At 67.8% G+C, this 17,868-nt stretch carries 15 protein-coding genes; 2 read left to right on the top strand and 13 right to left on the bottom strand.

Annotated features, from left to right (window positions below):
- Positions 1-59: 59 nt before the first annotated feature.
- Positions 60-611 carry a type IV toxin-antitoxin system AbiEi family antitoxin gene (locus tag QRN21_RS17575; RefSeq protein WP_053096165.1) on the top strand — a complete coding sequence of 184 codons (552 nt, stop codon included), beginning with the start codon at positions 60-62 and terminating at the stop codon, positions 609-611.
- Here the strand turns inward: QRN21_RS17575 and QRN21_RS17570 are convergent.
- From QRN21_RS17570 to QRN21_RS17535, 8 genes are all read right to left on the bottom strand, one after another.
- On the bottom strand, positions 598-2,847 hold the full coding sequence (locus QRN21_RS17570; RefSeq protein ID WP_285365493.1) for a RelA/SpoT family protein: 2,250 nt from the start codon (positions 2,845-2,847) through the stop codon (positions 598-600). The two genes, QRN21_RS17575 and QRN21_RS17570, sit on opposite strands and share 14 nt — an antisense overlap.
- Positions 2,848-2,912: 65 nt before the next feature.
- Positions 2,913-3,905 carry a protein translocase subunit SecF gene (gene secF / locus QRN21_RS17565; protein WP_056278783.1) on the bottom strand — a complete coding sequence of 331 codons (993 nt, stop codon included), beginning with the start codon at positions 3,903-3,905 and terminating at the stop codon, positions 2,913-2,915.
- Complete coding sequence (gene secD / locus QRN21_RS17560) at positions 3,905-5,635, bottom strand: protein translocase subunit SecD (RefSeq protein ID WP_053096171.1); 1,731 nt, start codon at positions 5,633-5,635, stop codon at positions 3,905-3,907. The genes secF and secD overlap by 1 nt, the downstream gene beginning before the upstream one ends.
- A 52-nt stretch (positions 5,636-5,687) precedes the next feature.
- On the bottom strand, positions 5,688-6,107 hold the full coding sequence (locus tag QRN21_RS17555) for a preprotein translocase subunit YajC (protein ID WP_308418036.1): 420 nt from the start codon (positions 6,105-6,107) through the stop codon (positions 5,688-5,690).
- Between the two features lie 75 nt (positions 6,108-6,182).
- Positions 6,183-7,208, bottom strand: a complete 1,026-nt coding sequence (gene ruvB, locus QRN21_RS17550; protein ID WP_053096175.1) for a Holliday junction branch migration DNA helicase RuvB — start codon at positions 7,206-7,208, stop codon at positions 6,183-6,185.
- Positions 7,201-7,806, bottom strand: coding sequence for a Holliday junction branch migration protein RuvA (gene ruvA / locus QRN21_RS17545; RefSeq protein ID WP_056278784.1), 606 nt, complete (start codon positions 7,804-7,806; stop codon positions 7,201-7,203). The genes ruvB and ruvA overlap by 8 nt, the downstream gene beginning before the upstream one ends.
- A gap of 9 nt (positions 7,807-7,815) precedes the next feature.
- Positions 7,816-8,400, bottom strand: coding sequence for a crossover junction endodeoxyribonuclease RuvC (gene ruvC / locus QRN21_RS17540; protein WP_053096180.1), 585 nt, complete (start codon positions 8,398-8,400; stop codon positions 7,816-7,818).
- Between the two features lie 45 nt (positions 8,401-8,445).
- Positions 8,446-9,207, bottom strand: a complete 762-nt coding sequence (locus tag QRN21_RS17535) for a YebC/PmpR family DNA-binding transcriptional regulator (protein ID WP_285365491.1) — start codon at positions 9,205-9,207, stop codon at positions 8,446-8,448.
- Between the two features lie 155 nt (positions 9,208-9,362).
- Between QRN21_RS17535 and QRN21_RS17530 the strand changes: the two genes are divergently transcribed.
- On the top strand, positions 9,363-10,742 hold the full coding sequence (locus QRN21_RS17530; RefSeq protein WP_285365490.1) for a pyridoxal phosphate-dependent decarboxylase family protein: 1,380 nt from the start codon (positions 9,363-9,365) through the stop codon (positions 10,740-10,742).
- A gap of 15 nt (positions 10,743-10,757) precedes the next feature.
- Here the strand turns inward: QRN21_RS17530 and QRN21_RS17525 are convergent, their stop codons facing one another.
- From QRN21_RS17525 to pdxS, 5 genes are all read right to left on the bottom strand, one after another.
- Positions 10,758-14,111: an ATP-binding protein gene (locus QRN21_RS17525; RefSeq protein ID WP_285365563.1), complete on the bottom strand. Its 3,354-nt coding sequence runs from the start codon at positions 14,109-14,111 to the stop codon at positions 10,758-10,760.
- On the bottom strand, positions 14,108-14,770 hold the full coding sequence (locus QRN21_RS17520) for a DUF4194 domain-containing protein (RefSeq protein ID WP_285365488.1): 663 nt from the start codon (positions 14,768-14,770) through the stop codon (positions 14,108-14,110). The genes QRN21_RS17525 and QRN21_RS17520 overlap by 4 nt, the downstream gene beginning before the upstream one ends.
- Positions 14,760-16,223, bottom strand: coding sequence for a DUF3375 domain-containing protein (locus tag QRN21_RS17515; protein ID WP_285365487.1), 1,464 nt, complete (start codon positions 16,221-16,223; stop codon positions 14,760-14,762). The genes QRN21_RS17520 and QRN21_RS17515 overlap by 11 nt, the downstream gene beginning before the upstream one ends.
- A 73-nt stretch (positions 16,224-16,296) precedes the next feature.
- Positions 16,297-16,902 (bottom strand): pyridoxal 5'-phosphate synthase glutaminase subunit PdxT, encoded by a 606-nt coding sequence (pdxT, locus tag QRN21_RS17510; RefSeq protein WP_053096188.1) that lies wholly within the window; start codon positions 16,900-16,902, stop codon positions 16,297-16,299.
- Positions 16,892-17,785, bottom strand: coding sequence for a pyridoxal 5'-phosphate synthase lyase subunit PdxS (pdxS, locus tag QRN21_RS17505; RefSeq protein ID WP_056278787.1), 894 nt, complete (start codon positions 17,783-17,785; stop codon positions 16,892-16,894). Before pdxS ends, pdxT begins: the two co-directional genes overlap by 11 nt.
- Between the last annotated feature and the right edge of the window lie 83 nt (positions 17,786-17,868).

Below are 17,868 nucleotides of genomic sequence, written 5' to 3'. Positions count from 1 at the left end.
TTCTCCACAGATCTCCGGATCGAATCAGTACGCGGGATGCACCGCGCCAGACTGGCGTGATGCATCCCGCGTTCCTGTATCTGCCCGGCCAACGCCTCACGATCCCCGAACTCAGCGCGGCGAGGCTCGACGGGCATCTCGTCGATCTGGGCGAGGGCTACATCCCCGCCGATCTCGTCGAGAGCGCAAGCGCGAGAGCAGCCGCGCTCGCGCCCCTCGTCCCTGCGGACACGGCCGCCTCCGGCCCGACGGCAGCTTGGATCCACGGTGCCGGTGACACTCCCCCTGCACGCCATCACGTCCGGCGCGCAGTGAGCCATCGGATCCGCCCCGCACTGCCCGCACGAGTGATCCTTCATGACACAGCGTTGCCGCCGTCGGATCTCGTCGTGATCGGCGGCGTACCGGTGATGACGCCGGAGCGCACCATGGTCGATCTCGCTCTCGGACTCCACCGCGACGGATCCCTGCATCGGTGGATGGTGCTCCTCGCCGACGCCGAACCGGATCTCGTATCCGCTGCGCTTCGGGAGCTCGAGCGCATGACCCGCGTGCCGGGAAAGCGCGCCGGACGCGGCGCGCTCGAGAGGATTCTCGTCAGGACGAGGTGACGCGGTACACGTCATACACCGCGTCGATGCGACGCACCGCGTTCAGCACCCGGTCGAGGTGGACGGCATCGCCCATCTCGAAGACGAAGCGGCTGATGGCGAGGCGTTCGTCGGTGGTGCTGACGGTCGCCGACAGGATGTTGACGTGATGCTCGCTCAGCACCCGGGTGACATCCGAGAGCAGCCCCGAACGGTCGAGGGCCTCGACCTGGATCTGCACCCGGAAGACGCTCTTCGTCGTCGGGGCCCACGACACCTCGACGAAGCGGTCCTCCTCGCTCGCGAGCGCCTTGACGTTCGGGCAGTCCGTGCGGTGCACGGACACGCCGCTGCCACGCGTCACGAAACCGACGATCTCGTCTCCGGGAACCGGAGTGCAGCACTTCGCGACCTTCACGAGGATGTCCGATGCTCCGCGCACCAGGACACCCGAATCCCCTGCCCGTGGCTCCCGCGACGGCATGCTGCCGGGGAGGTCGATCGCACCTGTGGCGGGATCGGTCGCCGCGACCAGCGCGGTGACCTTCTCGAGCACGGACTGCGTGGAGACGTGACCTTCGCCCACGGCGGCATACAGCGCAGAGACGTCCTCATAGCGGAGCTGATGTGCGACCTCGGCGAACGAGTCCTGGCTCATCAGGCGCTGCAGCGGCATGTTCTGGCGGCGCATCGCGCGAGCGATGGCCTCCTTGCCCTGCTCGATCGCCTCTTCGCGACGCTCCTTCGTGAACCATCCGCGGATCTTGTTGCGTGCGCGGGTGCTCTTGACGAAGCCGAGCCAATCCTGGCTCGGGCCGGCGTCGGGGTTCTTCGAGGTGAAGACCTCGACCACGTCACCGCTCTTGAGCTCCGATTCCAACGGCACGAGGCGCCCGTTGACCTTCGAGCCCATCGTGCGGTGGCCGATCTCGGTGTGCACGGCGTACGCGAAGTCGACCGGCGTCGCACCCGCCGGTAGCCCGACGACGCGCCCCTTCGGCGTGAAGACGTAGACCTCCTTCGCGCCGATCTCGAAGCGCAGAGAGTCGAGGAACTCGCCGGGATCCGCCGTCTCGGCCTGCCAGTCCGAGATGTGCGCGAGCCACGCCATGTCGTTGTCGGCGGCGCGGACCTCGGTCTTGCCGCCGTTCATCCGCTCTTTGTACATCCAGTGCGCGGCGACGCCGTACTCCGCCTGCTGGTGCATCTCGTGCGTGCGGATCTGGATCTCGACCGTCCGACCCGACGGTCCGATCACCGTGGTGTGCAGCGACTGGTAGAGGTTGAACTTCGGGGTGGCGATGTAGTCCTTGAAGCGACCGGGCAGCGGCGTCCAGCGCGCGTGGATGGCGCCGAGCACCGCGTAGCAGTCGCGCACCGACGCGACCAGCACGCGGATGCCGATCAGGTCGTAGATGTCGTCGAACTCACGGCCTCGTACGACCATCTTCTGGTACACCGAGTACAGCTGCTTCGGACGCCCGACGACCTTGCCTCGGATGCGCAGATCGCGCAGGTCCTCGTCGATCTCCTCGACGACCTGAGCGAGGTACTTCTCGCGCTGCGGGGTGCGCTGGGCGATCAGGTTGTGGATCTCGTTGTAGATCTTCGGATGCAGCACGGCGAACGAGAGGTCCTCGAGCTCGGACTTGATCGCCTGGATACCGAGGCGGTTGGCCAGAGGCGCGTAGATCTCGAGCGTCTCCTTGGCCTTCTTCGCAGCTTTCTCGGGCGGGACGAATCCCCACGTGCGGGCGTTGTGCAGGCGGTCGGCGAGCTTGATCAGCAGGACGCGGATGTCCTTCGACATCGCGACGATCATCTTGCGGACGGTCTCGGCCTGGGCGCTCTCGCCGTACTTGACCTTGTCGAGCTTGGTGACGCCGTCGACGAGCATCGCGACCTCGTCGCCGAACTCCGCCGTGAGGTCGGTGAGCGCATAGCCGGTGTCTTCGACGGTGTCGTGCAGCAGCGCCGCAGCGATGGCTCGAGGACCCAGGCCCATCTCCGCGAGAATCTGCGCGACGGCGAGCGGGTGCGTGATGTAGGGCTCGCCGCTCTGGCGCTGCTGGCCGGTGTGCTTCTCCTTGGCCACGGCGTAGGCGCGCTCGATGACGGCGAGATCGCCTCGCGGGTGATTCGCACGGACCGTGCGGATCAGATTGTCGAGGTCGTTGATCCTGGGCGCGCGGGAGAAGATGCGGGGAACCAGTCGTCTCAGGCTGGAGCCCTGCGACGCCGTCTGCGGTTCCGCCATCCGCTCACCTCCGAATCACAACAGCTTACGCGTGCTCCACGGGGTGCGGCCCCGCGGAGCGGGGACTATCGGGTCTCTGCGGTCGCGAGGCTTCGCGCCTCGCGGATCTTGGCATCTCGTGCCGCGATCTGCGGCTCGTTCTCGCGGAAGAGCGAGTAGAGCGGCGCGGCCACGAACAGGGTCGAGTAGGTCGCGACCAGGATGCCGACGAAGATCGAGAGCGAGATGTCCGTGAGGGACTCGGCGCCCAGCCAGAAGGCTCCGATGAAAAGGACCGCGCCGACCGGCAGTGCGGCGACGACCGAGGTGTTGATCGATCGGATGAGCGTCTGGTTCACCGCGAGGTTGACCGACTCGCCGAAGGTTCGCGTCGAGTTCTCGCCGTCCTCCGTGGTGTTCTCCCTGATCTTGTCGAACACCACCGTGGTGTCATACAGCGAGTAGGCGAGGATCGTCAGGAATCCGATGACCGCGGCCGGTGAGATCTCGAACCCGGCCAGGGCGTAGACGCCGACCGTGATGACGAGGACGTCGAGCAGGCCGAGGATCGCTGCCGCGGACATCTTCCACGTCCGGAAGTAGATCGCGAGGATCAGGAACGTCAGTGCGAGGAAGATCGCGAGACCCCAGAGGGACTGCTTGGTGACGTTCTCACCCCACGCCGGTCCGATGAACGACGAGGTCACGCTCTCGGGCTCGACGCCGTAGGCATCGGCGAGGGCGTTGGAGACCTGCTGCGTCTCGGCGGCGCTCATCTGATCGGTCTGGACGCGGATGTCGTTGCCGCCCACCACGACGACCTTGGTCGCCGCGCCGGGTACGACCGACTGCACCGCGGTCTTCGCGGTCTCCTGCTCGAAGCTGTCGGGCGCCTGCACGGTGAACTGCGACCCGCCCGTGAACTCGATCGAGAACTGGATCGGGCGGATGAGCGGCACCAGCGCCGAGCCGACGACCAGCACGATCGCGATGATGAACCACAGCCGGCGCTTGCCGACGAACGGGAAGGACGTCTTTCCCGTGTAGAGGTTGTTACCGAACTCGTTCATGGAAGCCATCAGGCGTCCCCCTCGCTTCCGGTGCGGGTGGTTCTCTCACCGGCTAGTGCTTCGGCGCGCTTGCGCTCTGCGATGGTCTGACGGCGCTCGGCTTCGCCCTTGGCTCTGGCGTTCTTCGCGCCGCGGCCCGCGGTGGCGGTCGACACCTGACGGAACTGCGATCGGCTGCGGTACACCGCACCGAGCGATTCGGGATCGAGACCGGAGAGCTTGTGGCCCCCGCCGAAGAACTTGGTGCGGGCGAGCAGCTGCATCACCGGGTGCGTGAAGATCACGAAGATGAACACGTCGATGAGGGTCGTGAGCCCCAGAGTGAAGGCGAAGCCCTTCACAGTGGAGTCCGCGAGGATGTACAGCACCACTGCCGCGAGGATGTTGATCGACTTCGAGATGTAGATCGTGCGCTTCGCTCTGCCCCAGCCGTCTTCGACCGCCGAGGTGATCGACTTTCCGTCGCGAAGCTCGTCTCGGATCCTCTCGAAGTACACGATGAACGAGTCGGCGGTGAAGCCGATCGAGACGATGAGGCCCGCGACGCCGGCGAGCGACAGGCGGAAGCCCAATCGCCACGCGAGGATGCAGATGATGATGTACGTCAGAACCGCCATCACCGCGATGGACGCGATGATCACGGAGCCGAGCGCCCGATAGACGATCAGTGAGTAGATCGCCACGAGTGCGAGACCGATGAGGCCCGCGATGAGACCGATCTGAAGCTGCTGGGTGCCCAGGGTCGCGGAGATGGTGTCGGAGCTCTGAACCTCGAAGCTCAGGGGCAGGGCGCCGAATTTGAGCTGGTCGGCAAGGGCCGTCGCCGACTCCTGGTTGAAGTCTCCCGAGATGCTCGGGCGACCGTCGAGGATCTGTCCGTTCATGCGCGGTGCGCTGATCACCGATCCGTCGAGGACGAAGGCGAACTGATCACGCGGCGAGAGCTCCGCGAGGCGGTTCTGGTTGAGGCGGGTGCTCACCTCGCCGAAGGCCTCGGCGCCGTCGCCGTTCATCGTCAGCTGGACGAGCCACGCGCCCGTCTTCGGGTCGCGACCCGCGGATGCGTCGGTGATGGCGTCACCCGTGAGCTCGGTCGGACCGAGGAGGTACTTCGCCTGGCCCGAGGGATCGCACGCGATGAGCGGCTGGTCCTTGGGCGCATTCGAGGGGTCGTTCTCGGGGTTGGCGCAGTCGTAGGCCTGGAACTCCGCGGCGAGCCTGTCGGTCACCCAGGCGAGGTCGCTCGCATCCGTCGGCTCGGCCGTCGGCGTCGCGTTCAGCGAGTCGTCCGGGGTCGGATACGCCGTCTCGTTGCCGTCTTCACCCACGTACTGATTGGTGCCGGCCGTCGTGGCGAGCACCGGGCGGAACTCCAGCTGCGCGCTGGACTGGATGCGCGCACGCGTCTGCTCGTCCGCGACACCCGGGATCTGCACCACGATGTTGCGGCCGCCCTCGGTGGTGATGTCGGCCTCGGCCACACCGGACGCATCGACGCGCTGGCGGATGATCGCGGCCGCCTGATCGAGCTGCTCCGGGGAGGGCGCAGCGCCGTCCTCGGTCTCGGCACTGAGCACGATCTGCGTGCCGCCCTGCAGGTCGAGCGCGAGCTCAGGGGTCCAGGAGCTCTTCTCGAACACGTGGACGCCGAGCGCGTTGATGCCGAAGAGGACGCCCGTCACCAGGAGCAGGCCCATGAGGACCCGCCAGGCATGACGGACCGGGGAAGAAGTGGCCACGTGTGATCAGCTTTCTAAGATGCCGGAGTGCCGAGGTGGTGCAGCGCGAAGGCTACTTGTCGTCGGCGTCGCGCTCGAGGCGGCGACGGGTCTCCTCGGGAGTCTCGAGGGCCGGAGCGTCGTCGACGACGGGAACGTCGTTCACGATCGGTGCATCCTCGGCGGCGAGCACTGCCGGGTCGGTCTCGATCGCGTCCTTGGGCTCGACGATGCGCAGGATCGCCTGGCTGTGCACCTCGATGACGGTGCCGGGAGCGATCTCGACGAGCGCGGGCGAGTCGAGGTCGTCGTGGTCGTAGGCCACGATCGTGCCGTAGATACCACCCTGGAGGAGCACCTTGACCCCGGGAACGGTCTTGGTCGCCTTCTCCTCCTGCTCAGCCTTCATCTGCTTCTGGCGCTTGCGTCCGTTGACGAACATGAAGACGACGAGAACGGCGAGAAGGCCGAAGAGGAGGATTTCCATGGGCATGGTGGCAAAGGGCCTTTCTCAGGTGCGCGCACCACAGGACGGTCGCGCAGTTCTATCAGGGGAAGTCTTCAGCGATTATAGGTCATCAAGTCGGAGCGCCCCGTCCGGGTGCGCGATGCCGAGGTGGCTGTAGGCCTCCGGCATGGCGACGCGACCTCGAGGTGTGCGACCCAGGAATCCGATGCGCACGAGATAGGGCTCGACGACGCTCTCGACCGTCTCGGCCTCCTCGCCCACGGCGACCGCGAGCGTGCTGAGCCCCACGGGACCCCCGCGGAAGCGCCGAACGAGCGCCTCGAGCACCGCTCTGTCGAGGCGGTCCAGTCCGATGGGGTCGACGTCGTAGAGCTCCAGCGCCGCCTTGACCCCGACCAGGGAGGCCGCGCCGCCGCCGTGAACGAGCGCATAGTCGCGCACTCGACGCAGCAGGCGGTTCGCGATACGAGGAGTGCCGCGCGAGCGACGGGCGATCTCCGACAGTGAATCCCGCGGCAGATCGACGCCCAGCATGAGGGCCGAGCGTGCGATGACGCGCTCGAGCTCCGCCTCCTCGTAGAACTCCAGGTGACCGGTGAAGCCGAAGCGATCCCGCAGCGGGTTCGGCAGCAGACCCGAGCGCGTCGTCGCACCCACGAGCGTGAACGGTGCGAGGTCCAGCGGGATGCTGGTCGCCCCCGCGCCCTTTCCCACCATGATGTCGATGCGGAAGTCCTCCATCGCGAGATAGAGCATCTCCTCCGCCGACCGCGCCATCCGGTGGATCTCGTCGATGAACAGCACCTCGCCGGGGACGAGGCTCGAGAGGAGCGCGGCGAGGTCGCCGGCGTGCTGGATCGCCGGTCCGCTCGAGAGGCGCAGCGGACGTTCGCTCTCGTGAGCGACGATCATCGCCAGCGTGGTCTTGCCGAGCCCGGGCGGGCCCGCGAGCAGGATGTGGTCGGGCGGGCGATTCTGGATCCGTGCGGCATCGAGGAGCAGCTGGAGCTGCCCCCGCACCTTCTGCTGACCGACGAACTCACCCAGGCTCGTGGGTCGCAGGGCTCCCTCGATCGCCAGCTCGGTGTCGTCGGAGGGCTCGGCGGCGTCGCGGATGTCAGACACGCGCCGGCCCCAGCAGTGCGAGCGTGCGGCGCAGCAGCGGTGCGACGGCTGCCCGCTCGGCCTCAGAGGCCTCCGCGGCCGTCTGCGCGGCGGCCTCGGCGGCGACCTTCTCGGACCACCCCAGACCGACGAGCGCGGCAGCGACCTGATCGACGACGTCGACGGGTCCGTTCGCGGCGGGCTTCGACGCCGCGCCCACCGGATGCACCTTGCCCGCGAGCTGGAGGACGATGAGCTTGGCGGTCTTGGGGCCGATACCCGAGACACGGCGGAACGGGGCGTCATCCTCCGATGTCACGGCTTCCGCGATCTGGTCGACGGTGAGATGCGACAGCACCCCCAGCGCCGACTTCGGCCCGACGCCGGTCACGCTGATCAGCAGACCGAAGATCTCCAGCTCGCTGCGGTCGGCGAAACCGTAGAGCGACAGCGCATCCTCGCGCACGATGAGGCTCGTGTGCAGCATCAGCTTCTCGCCGACGGTCGCGGTGTGAGCCACGTCTGCGGGCACCGAGACGGAGAACCCGACTCCCCCGACGTCGATGATGACCTGATCGGCGGTCGAGTGGAGGACAGCGCCGTGCAGCGAGGAGATCATCCGCCCAGCCTACGCGCCCGATCGTAGATATGTTCGAGCGACACGCTCCGCGTCGGCCCATGCCTTCTGGGCCGGGGTGAGCGCGTCCACGCCCGGGACCCCCGCTGCGCCCCGACGCCACGCGTGGCAGAGCGCGATCGCGAGGGCGTCAGCGGCATCCGGCGGCTGCGGCGGCGCATCCAGGCGCAGGATCCGGGCGATCATGGTCTGCACCTGACGCTTGTCCGCCGAGCCGTAGCCGGTGACCGCCGCCTTGACCTCGCTCGGAGTGTGCGTGGCCGCCGGGAGTCCTGCCTCAGCAGCGAGCAGCAGAGCCACGCCGCTCGCCTGGGCCGTGCCCATCACCGTGTGACTGTTCTGCTGCGCGAACACGCGCTCGACCGCGACAGCATCGGGCCGATGGAGCTCCAGCACCTCTCGGATGCCCGCGGCGACGATCGCGAGTCGTTCGCCGATCGGGAGATCGGGCGCCGAGCGGATGACTCCGACATGCACGAGCGTCCCTCGTCGAGCCCGGTCGACGTCGACGACCCCCACGCCGCACCGGGTGAGACCCGGGTCTATGCCGAGCACGCGAAGCGAGGAGGAGGTCACTCCCCCAGGCTAAGCGTCTCGTCCGACGGCACGCGGTCGGCGCGCCTACGCGTCGTCGTTCTCGAGCTCGGCCTGCACCTCGGCGGTGAGATCGAAGTTGGTGAAGACGTTCTGCACGTCCTCGCTGTCTTCGAGTGCATCGATGAGGCGGAAGATCTTGCGAGCGGTGTCGGCGTCGATCTCGACCTTGAGGTTCGGCACGAACTCGACGTCGGCGGATTCGTAGTCGATTCCCGCCTCCTGCAGCGCGCTGCGGACGGTCACGAGATCCGTCGCCTCGGTGATGATCTCGAAGCCCTCGGCGTGCGGCTCGATCTCTTCGGCCCCCGCTTCGAGCGCGGCCATCATCACGTCATCCTCGGTGGTCCCCCCGGAGCCGACCACGATCACGCCCTTGCGGCTGAAGTTGTAGGCGACGCTGCCCGGGTCGGCGAGGGTTCCGCCGTTGCGGCTGAGAGCAGTGCGGACCTCGGCCGCAGCACGGTTCTTGTTGTCGGTCAGACATTCGATCATCATCGCGACGCCGTTGGGTCCGTACCCCTCGTACATGATCGAGGTGTACTCGACCGCTTCGCCGCCGATGCCCGCGCCGCGCTTCACTGCGCGATCGATGTTGTCCTTCGGGACCGACGTCTTCTTCGCCTTCTGCACCGCGTCGAACAGCGTCGGGTTTCCCTGCAGGTCGGCTCCGCCGAGCTTGGCCGCGACCTCGATGTTCTTGATGAGCTTGGCCCAGGACTTGGCGCGCCTGGAGTCGATGATGGCCTTCTTGTGCTTCGTGGTGGCCCACTTGGAATGCCCGGACATAATTCTCCGCTCGTCGTATCCGCCCGTGGGCACGGCCCAGGGCATCGTCCATTCTATCGAACCATGCCCGCGGCCTGTGGCCGCACACGGAGCGGCGGCCTCCTGTTCCCGTGATCGCTCTGGTGTGAGGGCAGGCGTGGGTGTAGTCCTGACACATGGACCAGAGCGTCGACGATGACAGGATCCGCGGACTGGACGCCGCCCACCGAGCAGCACTCGAGTTCCTCGGGTCGCTCGACGACAGACCGGTGTGGCCGCGGGCGACCCTCGCCGAGATGCTCGACGCCTTCGGCGGCCCCCTGCCCGCCGAAGGCATGGACCCGGAAGAGGTGATCGGCGAGATCGTGTCGCGGGCGGACCCCGGTCTCGTCGCGATCCCCGGAGGACGATTCTTCGGGTTCGTCATCGGCGGCACGCACCCCGCTGCCCTCGCCGCCGACTGGCTCGTGTCCGCCTGGGACCAGAATTCGGGATCCGCCCTGCTCACGCCGACGACCGTGGCGTTGGAGCGCATAGCCGGCCGGTGGATGCTCGACATCCTGGGCCTGCCCGACGACGCGAGCGTCGGATTCGTCACCGGCGGCCAGATGGCGAACTTCACCTGCCTCGCGACGGCACGGAACGCCGTTCTCGCTCGAGTCGGCTGGAACCTCAGCGAGAAGGGACTGCACGGATCTCCGCAGATGCGCTTCGTCGTAGGTGCCGACCGCCATGGGTCGATCGACCGTGCAGCGCGGTTCCTCGGGATCGGACGCACCGGCATCACTGCCGTCGAATCCGACGCGCAGGGGCGCATGCGACCAGACGCCCTGGACAGCGTCCTCGCGGACGGCTCAGGACCGACCATCGTCTGTCTACAGGCCGGAGAAGTGCACACCGGCGCATTCGACGACTTCGCAGCCCTCATACCGATAGCCCATCGGCACGGAGCCTGGGTGCACGTCGACGGCGCATTCGGCCTCTGGGCCGCGGCCTCCGAGTCGCTGCAGCCGCTGACGGCGGGCATGTCCGACGCCGATTCGTGGGCGACAGATGCGCATAAGACGCTCAACGTGCCCTACGACTGCGGCATGGCGATCGTCCGCGACCCTGCGGACTCCATCGCCGCGTTCCGCACGGGTGGCGATTACCTCATCTACACGAGTCTGGACCCGTGGGACGTGACGCCGGAACTGTCCCGTCGCGCACGCGGCGTGCCCGCGTGGGCGGCGATGCGCAGCCTCGGACGGGACGGCATCTCGAACCTGATCGACAGGCTGCACGAGAACGCGGTGGCGATGGCCGAGGGGCTCACGACGATCGACGGCATCCGCATCCTCAACGACGTCGACTACACGCAGGTCATGTTCTGTCTCGATTCCGATGAGGCGACGCGACGGCTGGGTGAGGCCGTGCTCGTGGAGGGCACCGCCGCCATGACCGGGGCCGAGTGGAGAGGTCGCGCTGCGCTGCGCTGCTCGATGTCGTCCTGGGCGACGACCCGGGACGACATCGACCGCACGGTCGGCGCGATCCGAACTCTCGTGTCGCGCTGACCATTATCGCCGGTGTCACTCGGCGGGCAGACCGACCTTCGGCCGTGCCCAGGAGCGGCCGCGCGTGTCCTTGAGGATGTCGTACTCCACGTCGACATGCGGTTCGATGGCGCTGTACTTGTCGTTCGGCGCACCGATCACGAGCTGGAAGCCGAGACCCCGCCATGCTCCGATCGCACGCTTCGTGAAGTGCGCGTCCGCCTTGATCAGGGCCTCGTCCATGAACACGGGTGCATACCTCGGACGCTCGGCACCCGCGTCGCCGAGCTGGTAGCGCAGTGCCGCGCCCACGATGAAGGCGACCAGCTCCTGCGACTCTCCACCCGATTTCTCGCCGATGTGGTCGTAGAGCGCGACATGCTCCCGGGTCGTCGCATGGACCCGCTCCGCGCTCACCCGCACATGGTTGCGCACGTCGATGAGCTCGGCGAAGTCGGGAGCCGTGCGTCGCATCCGACCGATGAGACGGCTCATCCTCCGGTAGACGCTCTCACGATCGACATCCGTCTCCGCTGCGTCGATGAGGCTGCGCACCTCGCGAAGCTCCTTGCGGAATCGCCTGCGCGCCTCGGACTGGTTCTCGCGCGGTGTGATCTGAAGACGGTGATCATCGTCGTAGAACGGCAGCTCCTCCATGATCCTGTTGATCGGGTCGATGCGGTTCTTGATCTCGCGCAGTGCACGACCCAGCGTCGAATCCAGGCTCGTCAGATCGTTTCCGGAGAGCTTGAGGAGGCTGTCTCGCCATTCGGATTCCAGCTCGTGCAGGCCGTTGGTCTCGAGCGCCACGAGGATGCTCTCGAACTCCGCGACCGACTCGTCGGGGTCGGGGAGGATCGTGAGCGTATCCCAGCGCTCGAGGAAGCCGGTCATCAGGCGTCGCATCTGCTCACGCTGCTCGGCGTGCGCCGCGGCTGCCGACGTGCGTTCCTCGAGCAGTCTGGTCGCGGCCGTGCGCAATGCGGCGTCGAGGTGAGCGAGGCGCTCCGACGCCGTCACGCTGACGGCCGCGTCTGCTCCGAGGAAGCGCGCGTCGAGGAACGAACGATGCCGCTCCTCCAGCGCGATCTCGGCCGCCTCAGCCGCATCGACGATCCGCTGACAGTCGTCGACCTGGTCGGTGACCTCCACCCAACGGTCCTGAGCGAGCGTGAGGTCTCCCCCGAGTCGGGAGCTCTCGTCGCGCAGACGGCCGATTCGTTTTCTGAGCTCCTCGGCCTGCGACTTCAGCTCGGCGATCTTCGGGTTCTCGTCGGTGACCTCCGCCTCCACTGCGACCCATCGCGCGCGCTCCGCCGTGACGGCCTCGACGTCGATCTGATCCCAGGTGAGGTCCTCGATCTTCGCGTGCGCCTTGGACGTCGCCTCGATCCGGTCGAGGTCGGCCTCCGCGTCCGCAGCGGCCTGAGCCGCAGCATCGCGGCGGCTCTCGAGCTGGCTGATCTGCTCGTCGAGCTCGCGAAGACGGCGCGCGTTCGAGAATCCGAGCATGTTCGCACGGCCATGCCCGCCATGGGACCCGCGGTCTCCGTGCGACACCTGCCCCGCGAGCGTCAGCGCGCGAGGGTGCTCGGCGAGCTCGGTCGACGAGTCGACGCACACGTATTCGAACCGCTCACGGAGTCGCTGCTGAAGCCATCCGGTGAACGGCGTCGATCGGTGATCGAGACGACCGGGGAGCGTGCGGGGGTCCGCCGTCCGAGAGTCGGCGACGCCCGTCGGGACGCCTTCGTAGCTGATCCGCTCAGCGATGCGCACCGACTCGATGGCCGCACGGAACCGCCCGAGGTCCGCGACATCGACGAGCAATGTCCGCGCGAACCCGCCGAGGGCGAGGTTGAACGCGTCCCGCCAGGGTTCGAACTCGGTGCGCACCTCGATGAGCTCACCGACGAAAGGCAGATCCGTCGGGGTGAGCCCGGCCGCCTGGGCGAGGAGAGTTCTCGCCTCCTGCAGATGCGCGGGAATGCTCCCGCGGAGCTCACGGGTGCGGTCCTGCTCGGCACGCGCCCGACTCAGCTCGCTCTCGACCGCTCGGCGCGACGACTCTGCGTCGGCGAAGGCGGCGCGGGCTCCGCGCAGTCCGCTCTGCGGGAGCTCCCGGCCGACGCGGGCGAGCAGTTCCTCGAAATCGGATGCGGTGCGCACCTCGGCGCCGAGCTCCCTGGCGACGCTGTCGAAGCGCGCCCGCTCGCGCTGGACGTCCTCCAGTCGGCGCTCGACACCCCGCAGCTCGCGCTGAGCGGTCTCGAGGCGGTCGCCTCCGGACTGCCGCAGGACGTCGAGCAGCCCCTCCCGCTCGAGCTCGGCGGCGGCGATCAGTGCGTTCTTCTCGCGGACGGCCAGCTGCAGCGCCTGGGTGCGGTCACGCAGATCCGCCTCCACCTCGCGCAGCAGATCGAGGCGGCGCTCGGCGCTCCACAGGGACGCGAGGGAGGTCGGCTCCGAGAAGACCCCGACCTCGTCCACGACGCTCATCCGCGCCGACGCCGCCTCGATGCGCTGCGAGATCTCGCGGATCGGCTCGAGAGCCGCCACCTGCTGCTTGGCGACGAGCATCCGCGTCCGGGTGCTCTCCAACTCATCGAAATGAGCGACCACCGCGTCCGCGGTCGCCATCGTCTCGGGCTCCTCGAGCACGAGCTTCTTGTAGAGGTCGTCGACCGTCGTGATCTGCTGACCGGCCTGGATGCGGGCCAGAAGACTGATCGCCTTCGCCCCCGAACCGGCCGCGCCGATGCCGAGCACGGCGTGAAGTCGAGCCGAGAACTCGCGGTCGGTCGCCACGGGCTCCAGCCCGACGGCGCGCACCGCCGCGTCACTGAGTCGCTGGACCGCAGCGCGTTCGAGCTGCGAGAGGTCGAAGGCGCCGTCGATCGTGGCCCGCAATCGCGTGGTGTCCTCGAGGGTGCGGGCGTCCGCGGGGATGTACCACCCGCGCACCGCCGTGAAGCGCGAGCCGTCGTGATCCAACCACGTCATCGAGACGGCGCTCCAGGTGTCCTCGCCGTCGCCGCGCAGCACGCGGAGCTTCGTCCCCTCCTCGGTGCGGGACTCGTCGATCTTGCCGCGCCCGTACGACAGGATGTTCCGCTGCTCGTCGCCGCGGGGACGGCCCGTGATGCCGCCGTTGGACGCGCCGTTGAAGGGCGTCGTGTGCGGCATCATCAGCGCGATGTAGCCGTCCATGAGCGTCGACTTGCCCGACCCCGATCCGCCGCACAGCAGGGTCGCATCGGGCGAGAACCGCACGCGGTGGGGACCGCCGTCGTAGCCGCCCCAGTTGATGAGCTGGAGCTCCTCCGCGACCCACTGCTGACCGCGTGAGCTCGCGGGGATCATCCCGAAGAGCGTGTCCATCATCGTCATCGCGCCACCACCGCCTGGGATCGCAGCCACTCCCGCAGCTCCTTGAGCGTCTCCGCACTGAGCACCACCTCGACGAGCGCGGTGATCCGGTAGCGTCCGCTGGTCTCCTCCTGCACGATGCCCTCTCGATCCAGCCGATCCAATGCGCTGCGGATGGCGCGCTGCTGCTTCGCGGTTCCGCCGTCGACGTCCGCGAAGTAGCTCAGCACGGTCTGCTCGACGTCCTCGATGTCGATCCGCACTGAACCCTCGCCGGACGCGGACTCGCGCTGGTAGACGGTCCGCAGGTGCACGAGAACGAGCGTCTCGGCGCGCGAGTACGGAGAGTCCTTCAGCAGCACGGGCATCTCGACCTCGTCAGAGCGCAGCTGCTGCTTGTACGCGAACCCTCTGGCGTGATCGATGATCAGACGCAGGTAGATGTCGTTGAGCCGCGACTCGATCACCTGCTGGTGCTCGAGCAGCAGCGTCCACTCACGTCGGTTGCGCTCCATCGAGATGAAACGCCGCTGGAGCAGGTGCACGAGCACGCGCCTGATCTCGGGATCGAGCGTGCCGCGATCGCCGGGGAAGTGCGCCTCGAGGTCGTCCTCCATCGCCGTCGGAGCGATGAACCCCTCGTCCGCGCCGGCTGTGGTGAGGTCGTCGTCACTCTTCATCTGAATCCTCTTTCGTGCTGCGGGCGGTCACGGTGCCGAATGCGAATCGCCTGCTCGTGCCGTCCGGGCGCAATGCTTCGACCGTCGAGATGCCATCTCCCTCGGTGAGGCCGTTCCGGTGCGCGATCTCGAGCAGACCGAGCAGATCGACAGGGCGCCGAGCCGCGTCGGGCACCGACCGGAAGGCATCGGCGAGGTCGAAGTCCGTCCCCAGTCCGGCGACGTATTCCTCGAGCTCGGCATATCTCGGACCACCCCAGGCGCGCGTGTCGTGATCGAGGAAGTCGACGTCATCGGCGTCGGCGAGGGGCGCCGGTGCACGCGGCGGGCGGATATCGCTGGTGGTCTGACGCAGATGCCCGAGATCGATCAGCGGCATGCTGCGCACCGGGTCGACGACCGTCGCCGGGCCGGACCACCCATGGAGCCCGGCGATGACGTCGCGCAGGAGGTCGTCGATCTGACGATCGCGCAGCGGATCGTGCGTCTTCACCTGGCCGGTGATCACGTGCGAAGCGCGGCGCTGCGCGGCCAGCACCTCCTCCACCCCCTGCTCTACGCGTCGACCGATGGCGTCGAGCTCGGCGCGCTGCGCGCCGTCGAGCATACGGGCGAAGGGCCGGCCGAGCAGTCCGCGAAGCTGCTCTGTGAGGGCATCGATGCGATCGGGGTCGCCGATCAGACGCAGGGCTCCTGCGAACGCGCGCCCCTCCGGTGTCGACTGCATCACATCCTGGGCGCGCTGCAGATACTCGCGGAGCACTTCGCTCGTCGGTCTCTCGTCCCTGCGCAGGTGGGCGACGACGTCGCGTTGCATCGACCTGAGCGACTCGGCGACGCGCGTGAAATCGGCGGGCAGTTCGCGTGCCAGGTGCAGGACGTTCTCGGCCTCCTCGAGGAGCTCCTCATCGTCGGCAGGGTCGGCATGCCCGGTCTCCTGGATGCGAGCGATCTCTGCGTCGAGTAGATCGCGTTCGTCATACAGCCGCGCCAGCCGCCGGACCGGGTCGACTTCCGCGCTCACCGATAGGTGGTCGACCGCGTCGAGGAGGGTGCGCACGCGGGAGTTCGACACGCGCGTGCGCCCTCCGCCGGTGCGGCCGGATATCTCGAGTGCTGCGACGGCATGCGCAGACAGGCGGTAGACCTCGACGTCGTCGTCGATCTGCTGGATCAGCCAGCCGAGGCGCACCCAGTTCCGGCACACGTCCCGGCCGCTCCCGGACGGAAGCCGCCTGTCGTCGTCGTACCCCGCCGCTCGGAGTTCGTCGAGCACCTCGCCCAGCTCGGCGTGCGCATCCGCGACCGCGACAGACGCCCGGTCGGCGGTGAACAGAAGAGTGAGCGACGCGACCACGAACGGGGCGAACCGACCGTGCAGCAGATCGAGTGTCGGGGTGCTGAATGCGGTGACGGCACGCGCATACGCGGCCTCAGCCCTGGATCCAGTCACTCGAACGAGAATAGTCCGACCTCGGGCCCTCGCCTGTCACGCGCCGGTCCGTGGCGGGTCGCACGGCATGGCGTCAACGGCGCGAGGTGCGCTCCCGGACTCCCGCGAGGAACAGCTCGTGAAAGCGCGTCTCGCCGTCGACCTCGGGGTGGAAGCTGGTGCCGACGAGTGGCCCCTGCCGCACGGCGACGATTCTGCCGTCCGGAAGCGAGGCGACCACCTCGACCCGCTCGCCTGCGCGTTCGACGATCGGAGCTCGGATGAACGTCGCGTGCACGGGCACCTCACCGAGCGCCGGAACGTCGAGGTCCATCTCGAAGGACTCCGTCTGGCGTCCGAAGGCATTTCGGCGTACGGCGATGTCCAGGCCGCCGAATGACTGCTGTCCCTCGATGCCGTCGAGTACCTCATCGGCGAGAAGGATCAGCCCGGCGCATGTCCCGTACACGGGGAGTCCCGCAGCGATCGCGTCCCTGATCGGCTCCTGCATCCCGAATGTGCGCGACAGCTTGTCGATCACGCTGGACTCGCCGCCGGGGATGACGAGACCGTCGACAGACGCAAGCTCCTCCGGGCGGCGCACCAGCGCCACCTCGGCTCCGAGTCCCGCGAGCAGGGCGGCGTGCTCGCGCACGTCGCCCTGCAGCGCGAGGACGCCGACCCGTGGACTACCAGCCACGCTCGGCCAGGCGGTGCGGCGCGGGGAGGTCGGAGACGTTGATGCCGACCATGGCCTCGCCGAGTCCGCGTGAGACCTCGGCGATCACCTTGGCGTCATCGAAGAAGGTGGTCGCCTTGACGATCGCCTTGGCGCGCTCCGCCGGGTTGCCGGACTTGAAGATGCCCGAGCCCACGAAGACGCCGTCGGCGCCCAGCTGCATCATCATCGCTGCATCCGCGGGGGTCGCGACGCCACCCGCGACGAACAGCACGACGGGGAGCTTGCCGGTCTCGGCGATCTCGGCCACGAGCTCGTACGGCGCCTGCAGCTCTTTCGCCGCGACGAACAGCTCGTCCTTCGGAAGAGCCGTGAGAGCCGCGATCTCGCCACGGATCTTCCTGATGTGCTTCATCGCCTCGGAGACATCCCCCGTGCCGGCCTCACCCTTGGAGCGGATCATCGCCGCGCCCTCATTGATGCGGCGCAGCGCCTCACCGAGGTTGGTGGCACCGCAGACGAAGGGCACAGCGAAGCCGTGCTTGTCGATGTGGTTCACGTAGTCGGCGGGAGAGAGCACCTCGGACTCGTCGATGTAGTCGACGCCGAGCTCCTGCAGCACCTGCGCTTCGACGAAGTGGCCGATGCGTGCCTTCGCCATGACGGGGATCGACACCGACGCGATGATGCTGTCGATCATGTCGGGGTCGCTCATGCGCGAGACACCGCCCTGTGCGCGGATGTCGGCGGGAACCCGCTCGAGCGCCATGACGGCGACGGCGCCCGCGTCTTCGGCGATCTTGGCCTGATCGGCGGTGACCACGTCCATGATCACGCCGCCCTTGAGCATCTCGGCGAGACCGCGCTTGACGCGCGAGGATCCGGTGGTGGTCTGTTCGGTCATGAGAGCTCCTGTCGGGGAAGCACGATGTGCATGAGTGTGTCGAACGATATCTCGTTTGATCTAGGCCAAACAGTAGCACTGTC

This window comes from Microbacterium sp. LMC-P-041, from assembly GCF_030209555.1.
GTDB lineage: Bacteria > Actinomycetota > Actinomycetes > Actinomycetales > Microbacteriaceae > Microbacterium.
This window is presented reverse-complemented; position numbering and strand designations above follow the sequence as displayed.